The sequence below is a fragment of the Streptomyces lushanensis genome, from assembly GCF_001700515.1.
Taxonomy (GTDB): domain Bacteria; phylum Actinomycetota; class Actinomycetes; order Streptomycetales; family Streptomycetaceae; genus Streptomyces; species Streptomyces lushanensis.
Genome location: NZ_MAUD01000483.1, coordinates 1 through 10,842 on the forward strand (window position 1 = coordinate 1; position 10,842 = coordinate 10,842).

The 10,842-nt window shown below is 72.3% G+C and carries 8 protein-coding genes; all 8 read left to right on the forward strand.

The features are described from left to right. Window positions 1-1,536, forward strand: a 1,536-nt coding sequence (locus tag BFF77_RS30125; protein ID WP_169922748.1) for a WD40 repeat domain-containing protein, incomplete at its 5' end; no start/stop codon positions are given. 64 nt (window positions 1,537-1,600) lie between these two features. Further along, entirely contained in the window at window positions 1,601-2,413 is an 813-nt protein-coding gene (locus tag BFF77_RS35355) for a hypothetical protein (RefSeq protein ID WP_066956310.1), read from the forward strand. Window positions 2,414-2,448: 35 nt separating this feature from the next. Continuing rightward, window positions 2,449-4,446, forward strand: coding sequence for an Hsp70 family protein (locus BFF77_RS30135; protein ID WP_066956313.1), 1,998 nt, complete (start codon window positions 2,449-2,451; stop codon window positions 4,444-4,446). Window positions 4,447-4,472: 26 nt separating this feature from the next. Further along, window positions 4,473-5,162: an RNA polymerase sigma factor gene (locus BFF77_RS30140; RefSeq protein WP_079125625.1), complete on the forward strand. Its 690-nt coding sequence runs from the start codon at window positions 4,473-4,475 to the stop codon at window positions 5,160-5,162. Beyond that, on the forward strand, window positions 5,162-7,507 hold the full coding sequence (locus BFF77_RS30145) for a dynamin family protein (RefSeq protein ID WP_066956316.1): 2,346 nt from the start codon (window positions 5,162-5,164) through the stop codon (window positions 7,505-7,507). The genes BFF77_RS30140 and BFF77_RS30145 overlap by 1 nt, the downstream gene beginning before the upstream one ends. Further along, window positions 7,507-9,132: a dynamin family protein gene (locus BFF77_RS30150; RefSeq protein ID WP_066956319.1), complete on the forward strand. Its 1,626-nt coding sequence runs from the start codon at window positions 7,507-7,509 to the stop codon at window positions 9,130-9,132. The genes BFF77_RS30145 and BFF77_RS30150 overlap by 1 nt, the downstream gene beginning before the upstream one ends. A 147-nt stretch (window positions 9,133-9,279) precedes the next feature. After that, window positions 9,280-9,945, forward strand: a complete 666-nt coding sequence (locus BFF77_RS30155; protein ID WP_066956322.1) for a Crp/Fnr family transcriptional regulator — start codon at window positions 9,280-9,282, stop codon at window positions 9,943-9,945. Between the two features lie 49 nt (window positions 9,946-9,994). Beyond that, window positions 9,995-10,842 (forward strand): hypothetical protein (locus BFF77_RS30160; RefSeq protein WP_066956326.1); only part of this gene is annotated, 848 nt, incomplete at its 3' end.

Genomic DNA, 10,842 nt, shown 5'->3' on the forward strand with positions numbered 1-10,842 from the left:
GACAGCACGGTCGCGAGCACCGTCGACTGCTGCCGCGCGCTCATGCGGCAGTGCGGCGTCGGCTCCGCCGAGGTGGCGTATGTCCTGCTGTCCGGCGGCAGTTCGCGGATACCCGCCGTCCGGGCGGTCGTGGAGGCGTCGCTGCGGCTGCCGGTGGTGCGGTCGGACGACCCGGATCTCGCGGTCGTGCTCGGGGCCGGGGCCTGGGCGGGCGGCGGCGCGGCCAGACGGCTGGCGGCGGGGCGGCCGGCCCGTGGGGTCGAGCCGTTGGCATGGGAGATCCCGGGCGGCTCCGCCCGGCTGACCCGCTGGCTGCGCGCTCCGGGAGACTCCTACGCGCAGGGCACCGCGCTGGCCCGGGTACGGCTGGCGGACGGCTCGCTCCATGATCTGACGGCCGCCGGGCCGGGACGCGTCCTGCGCCGCCATGCCGGTCCCGGCGAGCGGATCGCGGGCGGGGACTGGCTGGTGACCTGCCTCCGGCCGCCCTCCGAGGGCGAGTTGCTCACCACGCCCGGTGTTGTCCACGAGGCGGGGACCGTCGGCGGCGAGGGCGCGGCGGCTCCGGTGCGTTCGGTGGCCTGGAGCCCGGACGGACGGCTGCTGTACGCGGCGGGCGACGGCTGGGTGAGCGCGGTGGACGGCGCGTCGGGACAGCCGGTCGGTTCGCTCGCGGGCGCGGGCGCGGGACATCATCTGACGGTCAGTGCGGACGGCCGGCTCCTCGTCCATGGGACGAAGGATCCGGAGAGTCCCATCGGTGTCGCGGACGCCCGGACCCTCGCCTCGCTGGGCGCCCCGGCCCAGGACCACGCGGGACACGGTCCCGTCGCCTTCGCTCCGCACGGACGGCTGCTCGCGGCCGGTCACCACGACGGAACGGTCCGGCTGGCCGCCCTCCGGACCGGCGGCGGTGCCGGTGCCGGTTCATGGCAGCTGTCCATGAGCAGGACGGCGTCGCGCGAGCCCGGCCGGATCAGGGACATCGTCTTCGATCCCTCGGGGCGCGAACTGACGGCGGTCAGCCGGGTCCGCCAGGAGCGCGGCCGTATCACCACCTGGCGTGTCCGCGACGGCGCGGTACTCGCCGACCTCGAGCTGGACACTCCGCTCGAACGGGTGGCCGGCGGTGCCGGAGGCGGCCTCGCCGCCTCCGGGCCCGGTGGTGACGCCCGCTCCCGCAGCGGGCGCGAGGCGGCGGTATGGCTCTGGGACCGGGACCGACGGCCGGGCGCGGAGGACGCCGGTGCGGTGACCGGTGGTGCGAGGGCCACCGGCGCGGGGGACGCCGTGCTCGTCCGCCGCGGGCGCGGGTCGGCACCGGTACTGGCGTTCTCCCCCGACGGACGCCTGCTGGCCGAGGGCGGCCAGGACGAGCGGGTACGGCTGTGGGACACCCGCCGGCGCCGCGAGATACGCGCGTACGGAACGGGCGCGGCGGTCCGCGCCCTGGCCTTCGCCCCCGACGGACACTCCCTGGCCGTGGGCACGGACCAGGGGCTCACGCTGTGGACGCTCACCGCGCCGTCGGCGTGACGCACACAGGCACAGGGACAGACACCGGCAGCGACAGCGCACGACAACGGATAGCGAGGCCACTGTGACCCATATACCCCTCCTCGACCTGTACGGTCCGGCCCTGGAAAGGCTACGCGTCTCCCTGGGCGAGAGCGCGCCCCCGAGCGAGGTCGCCAAGGCGCTCGCCCGGGCACTGGCCACGGTGCCGCCCGGCGGATCACCGCCGTCCGGAGCGCCGGCCGCGGCGCCCTTCGCGGAGGCCGTGCAGTCCGCGGTCTGTCTCGCGCTCTACGCCGTGCTCGATCCCGAGCCCGTGCCGGACCGTTCGCCGACGGGAGCCGCCGACGAGACGGACTCCGGCGGCGTGGTGGCCAAGGTGCTCAACCTTCTCGTGCCGCAGGCGCCGAAGGAGACCGCCGTGCCGCCCGCACCCGCTCCCGCCCAGGTGGCGGTGGCCAAGGTGCTGGACGGCGTACGGGGCGCCCTGGAGGCCGCCGACCAGGTGGCGGTCGCGATGACTCCCCGGCAGCCCGAGCCCGAGACCCTGCCGTGGACCGAGGACGACGAGCTGATCGACATGCTGCACGACGTGCTGGCCGCCGGCGCGCGAGGGCGCGAGGGCTTCGCGCTGGCACGCATCACCGATCTGGAGGAGACGCTGCACTCCCGGGGCATCCAGGCGGTGCGCTACGACGCGGCCGGCACCGGCTCCGAGGGCGACCCGGGCCTGTTCGACTTCGTGGAGGGCGCCCGGCCCGGGGAGCCGGGGATGACGCTCGTCCCCGCCCTCGTGGATCTCACCGAGGACGGCCGGACCCTGCGCCGGGGACGCGTACGGCCGCCGGCGCCGGCCCGTACCACGAAGGACGGCGCGCCGAGCGCGCACACCGACTGATCACGCGCCACACACACTTCTTGTTGGGGGACGACATGGCAGACGACACGAACATCACGATCATCGGCTTCGACCTCGGTCACGGCGACACCGCCGTGACCAAGGTCCACGCGGGCACGCGCCGGGACAGCGCGTCGCTCGGCGACCGCAACGCACCGCCGGAGATCGTCGAGCTGGGCGGGGACCGCAAGCAGCTCGTGACGTCGGTGACGGTCACGGCCGACGGCAAGGTCCTCATGGGCGAGGCCGCGTTCGAGGCATCGGAGGAGGTGTCCGAGACCTTCGTCGCGTTCAAGAGCCCGTATCTGGACCGGGAGGAGGTGCGGCGGCCCCTGGAGCTGTTCGCACGCCGCGTGGTCGAGGAGGTCAGAGAGTCGCGGCTGACGGAGTCGGGCCGGGTCCGCTGGATCTTCGGCCATCCCTCCGGATGGGACGCCGAACAGGTCGCCGGATACCGGGACCTGCTGGCCGGTGTCTGCGCTCCCGACGAGGTCGGTCTCGTACCCGAGTCCCGGGCCGCGCTGCTGTACGCGCGTGACGCGGGCGACGTCCCGGAGTCGGGAGCGCTCACCAGCACCTCGCTCACCGCCGCGACACTCATCGTGGACATCGGTTCGTCCACCACGGACTACACCTCCATCGTGCACGGCACGGGCCGCCCGGCCGACCACGGCAATGTCGTCCTCGGCGCGCATCTCATCGACAAGGCGATACTGGAGCTGGCGATCGGCCGATCGGCCGACGCCGAGCAGATGCGGACCGCGCTCGCCGCGCAGACCTCGCGCAGCGCCCGGCAGGTCCTGGAGATCACCTGCCGCAAGCTCAAGGAGAAGTTCTTCAGCATCAATCCCCAGCGCTTCGCGAACAACCCGAACACCAGTGTGCGCACCACGGAGGAGATCTTCACCCGGGACGGGGACGTCCTCGAACTGCGCATCAGGATCGACCGGAACGACATGGCACAGATCCTCGCCACACCGCAGCCCGCGCTCGGCGGTCTGTCCTGGCAGAGCGCGTACCGCCGTGATCTGGGCGCGGCCCTGGCCCACACGGGCGGCGAGGTCGACATGATCCTGCTGACCGGCGGCCCGTCCCGGATGCGCTTCGTACAGGAGACCGCGCGGGAACTCGCCCCGGACGCACAGGTGATGCTGGGCACGGAACCCGAATTCGCCATCGCGCGCGGCCTGGCGCTCGCCGGGCGGATGGACGAGCGCACGCGCGGCTTCCGGGAGGACGTGGAAGAGTTCCTGGCCACGGACACCGTCAGCGATCTGGTGAACGAGCGTCTCCCGCAGCTCACCGAGGCCATGGGAGCGGCCGTCGCCGCCGGGCTCACCGAGAACCATGTCATCCCGGCGTTCACGGCCTGGCGCCGGCGCGACATCGTGACGATCGACGGGATGCGCAACCGGATCATCTCCGGGGTCAACGCCGAACTGGACAGCACCGACAACGCCGTGCTCAACGGGATCGTCACGGCCTGGATGGCCGAGCTGCGTCCCGAACTGGCCCAGCACACCGCCGTGATCTGCCGGCGCTGGAACCTCGAACCCACCGCGCTGTCGCTTCCCGATGTCACCGTGAGCGGAGAGAAGATGACCGCCCAGGTCAGCACGTCCGTGGCCACCGATGTGCTCGACAACATCAGCACCCTGGTGAATGTGGCCATTTCCGGGGTGGTCGCCACCGCACTCTTCGGCGCGGGCTCCGCCATCATCATGGCGACCGGTCCCTTCGCCGTCCTGTTCGCCGCGGCGGCCATCTTCGTAGGACTGAGCACGGCGAAGGACAAGATCATGGAGGAGATCGGGGACAAGGATCTGCCCATGGCGGCGCGGAAGATCCGCAGTGAGGCATCCATGATCCGCAAGCTGCGCGAGCAGGCCGCGGTGCAGGAGGCGGCGCTGGCGAGCGAGCTCGCCTCGCAGTTCCGGTCCGACGGCAGTGGGCGGCTCGCCCGGGAGATCACCGCGTCGATCGAGAAACAGCTGACGAGCGTCGCGGCCGAGGTCGAACTTCTCATCGCCTGATGGCCGGCACCGGCTCAGGGGGGATCATGACCAGACATCCCGTTACGGGACCGTCGGCGGAGCGCGCCGGCACCCAGCAGGGCGCGCCCACGCCGTACGCCGGGCCCGTCACCGCCCAGTTGACCGAAGCCCGGGTGTCCGAGGGCCGGGTGTCCGAGGAGCCGTTGGCCGAGGAGCCGACGGACGCCGAACTGGCCCGGCGCGCCGCCGGCGGTGACCAGGAGGCGTTCACCCTCCTGATGAGCCGGTACCGCACGATGATCCATGCCACATGCCTGCGGATCGTCGGTGATCCCGACGACGCGGGAGACGCGGTGCAGGAGACTCTGATCGGTGTCTGGCGCGGTCTGCCGGGCTTCCGCAGCGACGCCAGATTCTCCACCTGGCTCTACCGGATCGCGGTCAACGCCGCGCTGAAGGAGGCCGGGCGGCAGAATGCCCGGCCGCTGCCCGTGGACGAGCTCCCCGAGCGGAAGGAGCCGGTCAGTTCGGTGGCGGACCGGGTGACGGACGGGCTCTCGGTCCGGCGGGCCCTCGCCCTGCTTCCGCCGGACTTCCGGGTGGCCGTGGTCCTGCGGGACTGTTGCGGATGCGAGTACAGCGAGATCGCCGGAATCCTCGGCATACCGATCAACACCGTCAAGAGCCGGATCTCGCGCGCACGGCAGGCACTGGCCGACCTGCTCCGCCCCAACGACGATCCAGGAGAGAAGTAATGGACGGTGGACGCTGGCTCGACATGTCGGCCCTCCCCGACGTGGACCCGGACGAGGCCGTCTCGGAGGAGGCCCTGCACCGCCTGCGCGAGTTGCTGCGCGAGACGGCCGCGTCACCGATCGACGACGAGAACTGGGGGCGGATGCTCTCCGTCGCCCTGGACGAGACCGCCGAGACCGCTCCGGACGGGAGCGCCCCGGACCGGGCCGTCCCGGACGGGCCCGCCGGGGACGGGACCCACGGGGCCACGGCAGGCGGTCCGGCCGTAGGAGACAGCGCCGCCGCGGGAGGTGACCCGGCCCCGGGACACCGGGCCGCCACCGGGCACCACGCCGCCGCCTTCGACCGGCTGCGCGGTGAGGTGCTCGCCCTGTTCCCTCCGCTCACCGAGGCCACCGCCCGGCTGGGCGGCGAAGAGGCGCTCGCCCGCCTGGACACCGCGCGGGAGCGGCTGGACGGGGGACGGCTGACCGCCGTGGTGTGCGGTGAGTTCAACCGGGGCAAGTCCAGCCTGCTCAACGCCCTGTTGGAGGAGGAACCGCCGCTGTTTCCCGTGGAGACCTCCTACACCACCAATGTCGTCACGACCGTCTCGTACGGACCGGTCGAGCGGATCACGGTGACCCTTGAGGACGACAGCGGCGAGGTCGTCGAGCGGGAGATCGACCGGAGCGAGATCGCCGGGTATGTGACGGAGAGCGGCAACACCGCCAATGCCCGGCGGGCCCTGACCGTACAGATCCGTACGCCCAACACACGCCTGACCAGTGGGCTGACCCTGGTGGACACGCCCGGTATCGGCGGTGTGCACCAGGACCACACCGCCGCCACCGCCGCGTTCCTGCCCAGCGCCGACGCCCTGGTGTTCGTCACCGATGTGGTGAAACCGCTGACCGACAGCGAACTGGCCTTTCTGCGCCGGGCCATGAAGGCCGCCCGCACCACGGACGACGTCGACGGACAGATCTTCGTCCTCACCAAGATCGACGCGGTGGCCGACCACACCGAGCTGCTGCGCAACACGGTGGGCAAACTCGCCGAGGCCACCGGGCTCCCTCCCGATGAGCTGACGCTCCTGCCCGTCTCCAGCCGGGCCCGGCTCGACCATCTCGTCTCGGGCGATCCGGAGGATCTGGAGCTCAGCAACTTCACCGCGCTGGAGAACACGGTGTGGGCGGCTCTCTCCCGCCGTCGGGCCAAGGTGCTGCTCGGCGGTGCCCTCACCGGTCTCGAATCGTGCGCGCTCTCGCTGCTGCGCCCGGTCGAGGCGGAGGCGGCGGCGCTCGGCGACCGGCGCGAGGAGGAACTGCACCGGCTCACCGAGGAGTTCACCGAGCAGCAGCGCCGGCTGGAGGAGCTGGACGACGGCGGATCGCGCTGGCGCGCCGATCTGAGGGCGGCGCTGAGCGGTGTCGAGACCAGGCTGAGGCGGGAGGCGCGCAACGGACTGGCCGAGGTATGGGCGCAGGTCGGTGCCGAACATCTCTACCAGGAGGTCTATCTCGACAACCCGGACCGGCTGCTGTCCGAGGTGACCGCGCAGGTCGCCCAGCTCCTCGGTACCGCCAATGAACTGGCGGCCCGCGAGGCGGCCAGGGTGGTGCGGGAGTTCTCGACGTACAACGGTCTGAGCCTGACGCCCGCACGGATCGGCCGGCTGCCCGATCCGCCCGTTCCCGCGCTGCCGCCGGTGGCCGGGACACAGCAGAAGGAGGACGCGGAACGGCGCAAGCTGATGGGCTCCAGTGTCGGCCTGGCCGCCGGAAGTTCGGCGGGCGCGGCGGGAGGCGCCACGATCGGGGCCCTGGTCGGCACCCTGCTGATGCCGGGGCTCGGTACCGCCACTGGCGCGCAGTGGGGCGCCTACATCGGCTCGGCGCTGGGCGGGCTGCTGGGTACGAGAGCGGGCTATGTCAACGCGACGAAGACGCTGGAGAAGGAGCAGCTCACCGGGAAGCGTGACGCCCTGCGGCGCGCTCTGGCGCCCCTGCGCAAGGAGCAGGAGCGGCATCTCGACAACGGCACCGCCGAGGTGATCCAGGAGTGGAGCCGGGCCGTCGTCGCCGAGCTGGACAGCCGGATCGCACAGGAACGCGAGACGGCCGCGCGGGCGCTGGTCCGGCTGGACAGCGCCCGGGAGGCCACGGCGCGCGAGGCACTCGCGCGCCGTGCCGAACTGGACGGAGAGCGGGCCCTCCTCGACGGGCTGCGCCTGCGGATCGCGGCTCTCACCGAGGAGGCTGACCTGCTGTATGTGCCGCCGCGGCACTCCGGTGAGCCGGGCACGGCGGTCCCCGGCGGGGACGCCACGGCCGTTCCGGGCGAGAACGCGAGGTACGGCTGATGCTGACGGGACGTCATGTACGGCCGACGTCAGGGGAGGACGGCGTACGGCTGACGCTGCGGGACCGGGCCGAGGCGGCGTTCGCCCGAGGAGAGACGCTGCTGCCCGGCCCGGAGTTCCACCGGGCCAGGGTCCGGCTGACCGAGATCCGTGAGAGGTTCCGGGCCCGGCTGCGGGTCGCCGTGGTGGGCCGGGTCAGCGCGGGCAAGTCCACACTGGTCAACGCGCTGCTCGGGGAGGAGCGTTCACCGACCGGAGTGACGGAGCTGACGTTCAATGTCACCCGGCTGCGCCATGCCGAGCGGGAGTCGTTGACCGTGCACTACCGGGACGGCCGTCCCAGCGGGCAGCGGGCACCGGACGAGCTGGGGCGGCTGGTCGCCCAGGCCCGTCACGACCCGGAGCGGCTGGCCGAGCTGCGCGCCGTGGACTGGCTCGATCTGGGGATCCCCAACCGGCGGCTCGCCCGGTTCGATCTGGTGGACACCCCGGGCCTGGACTCGTACTTCGGCGAGGAGTCGGCCCGTACGCTGCGCTTCCTCGGCCGTACGGGACAGGATGTGCACACCGCCACGGTGGAGCACGCGAGCCGGGCGGACGCCCTGGTGATGGTGTTCGCCTCGGGACTGGCCGAGTCGGAGGAGCGGCTTCTGGAGGAGGTCACCGGGGCGGGCCTGCGCGCGGTCGAGCCGATGACCTCGGTGGGCGCGCTCACCAAGATCGAGTACTACTGGCCGGCCTGTCCCGATCCCGTCGCGGAGGGCGGGCGTGTCGCCGACCGGCTGATGACGGCGTCGGGCGGACGCCGGATCCTGTTCGAGCTGGTGCCGGTGGCCGGTCTGCTCGCCACCGGCGCCGCCGCCTGCACCGAGCGGGACGTGGCGGATCTGGTCGAGCTCTCGCGGATCTCGCCGTCCCTGCTGGAAGCACGTGTCAGACGAGGGCCGTACTTCGCCTCGCGCGACTACGCCGATCTGCCGGTGGGCACCGAGCGGCGGGCGGCACTGCTGCGCCGCTTCGGGGGCTACGGCACGGTCCTGGCCTGCGCCCTGGCCCGGGACGGGCTGACCGACCTGGCGGGGCTGCGGGAGGAACTGCTCAGGCGCAGCGGTGTGGTGCGTCTGGGCCGGGTGCTCACCGAGCACTTCGGCAACCGCGCCGATCTGGTGAAACTCGACGCCGCCGTACAGGAGATGAGCGAGCTGCCCGCCCTGTCGGACCTGCCCGGTCAGGACACGGAGCCGTGGACGCGCTGGCGGCTGGAGGAGGCGGCCGACCAGATCACCCGGCTGCGTCTGACGGAGCACGCCTTCCGTGAACTGGCCCTGCTACGGCGGGTGTACGACGGCTCGGTCGTACTGACGCCCCAGGAGTTGTCCCAGGTCCTGCGGGTCACAGGGGAGTACGGCGACTCCCCCGCGGCCCGGCTGGCCCTTCCAGCCGATTCGGGCCCGTCGTCGCTGGTCAGCGCCGCCCTGCGAGAGCAGAGGCACTGGGCAGGCGTCGATCTGGACGCGGCACGCGGCGCGGCGACGGCGGAGGCGGCACGGACCGTGCGCCGCAGCTACGACCTGCTGCTGAACCGGATCGGACCGGTGTACGAGAGGCCAGGAGGCGACGAGTGAAGACCATCGGAGGCACCGACGGGACGGGCGGTCGGGGTGGCCCGGTGGACCGGCTGACACGTACGCCGGTGCGCGCGCCGGTGCGCAGGCCGTTCCGATCCGGCGGGACGGCATCCCATTGCGGCGGATCTCGGCCACAATGGACGGGTGACGACGCGGAGGACCTTACTCGCGGATCTGTCCTCCGAAGGCACGGCGGAACTGGGGCGGTTGGGGACGCTCACGGTGTATCCGCCGGGCCGGACGCTGATGCACGAGGGGGACGAGGACCGGCATGTGCTGGTCCTGCTCGACGGCTGCGCGAAGGTGGTGGGTGTCAGTCCCGGAGGACGCGAATCGCTGCTGGCGATCCGGGTCGCGGGCGATCTGGTGGGCGAACTGGCGGCGCTGGACGGCAAACCGCGTTCGGCGACGGTGACGGCGGTGCTGACCACCACCGCGCGCAGACTCTCCGGCGACGAGTTTCTGGCCCTGCTCGGCCGGCACCCCGAGGACTGGCTGACCGTCAGCCGCTATGTGACGGCGAAACTTCGGGACGCCAATCGCTCACGGGTGCACTCGGGCAGCCCGGTCGTGGCCAGGACGGCCCGGGTGCTGATCGAGCTGGCCGAGAAGTTCGGCCGTCCGGTCGGCGGCGGAGTGCTGGTGGACATGCCCCTGCCGCAATCGGCGCTGGCCGGGCTCGTCGGCGCCTCGGAGCCCGCCCTGCACCGCGCGCTGACCGGACTCAGACGCAGCGGCGCGGTCGACACGGGCTACCGCCGCATCCTGATCGTGAACAGCACGCAACTGGAACGTGCCATGCGGGACTGAACCCGGGGCGGCGTCGTCAGGCCGCTCCGGCCGTCGGACAGGAGTGGTGATGGCGCTGGTGTCTCCCGGTATCACCCGGGTCGTGTTCGCCGTGGACATCGAGGGATACGGCAATCGGCTGAATCTGGAGCAGTTGCGTGAGCAGGAACGGCTGGACCGGTTGGTGCGGCACGCCTTCACCAACGCGGGGACCGAGTACTTCGCACGGCAGGACAGCGGCGACGGAGTGCTGCTGATCCTCCAGTCCGGTATCGATCAGGCGTGGGTGCTGCCGCGGTTGCTGACCGGTCTGCGCGACGGTCTGGAGGTGGACAACCGGGACCGCGGTCCCGCCGGCCGGATCCGGCTGCGGGCCTCGCTCGGTGAGGGGACGGTGCATGTGGCGAAGACCGGCTTCGCCAGCGGCGTGGTGATCGACGTCTGCCGGTTCCTCAACTCGGGCCCGCTGAAGGCCGCTCTGCGCGCGGCCGAGGACCGCGATCTGGTCACCGCCGTCACGGACCACACGTACCAGCAGGTCGTACGGCAGCGCTATCCGGGCCTGGATCCCTCGGCCTACCGGGAAGTACTGGTCACGATGGAGGACAAGGGGTTCAGCGGGCGGGCGTGGATCGACGCGCCTGTCCCCGGCCCCGGCCGGGCGGCGGCCCTGCCGGAGCCGAGGGCGGTCGAGGGCCTCGCGGGCGAGGGCCTGGAGCGTACGGGCAAACAGCCGGCCGCCGGGGCCGAGCGTGTCCGCAGGTCGCCGGGCCGGGCTCTGAACACGGCGGTACGGTCGTTCGAAGCGGGCTACCTCATCCACGAGTTGAGGCACCCGCACCCCGCCGACCGCACCGGACACCACGAGGGCGAAGGCGAGTCCAAGGGGCACGACAGCCGGGCCGGGGACAAGCACCA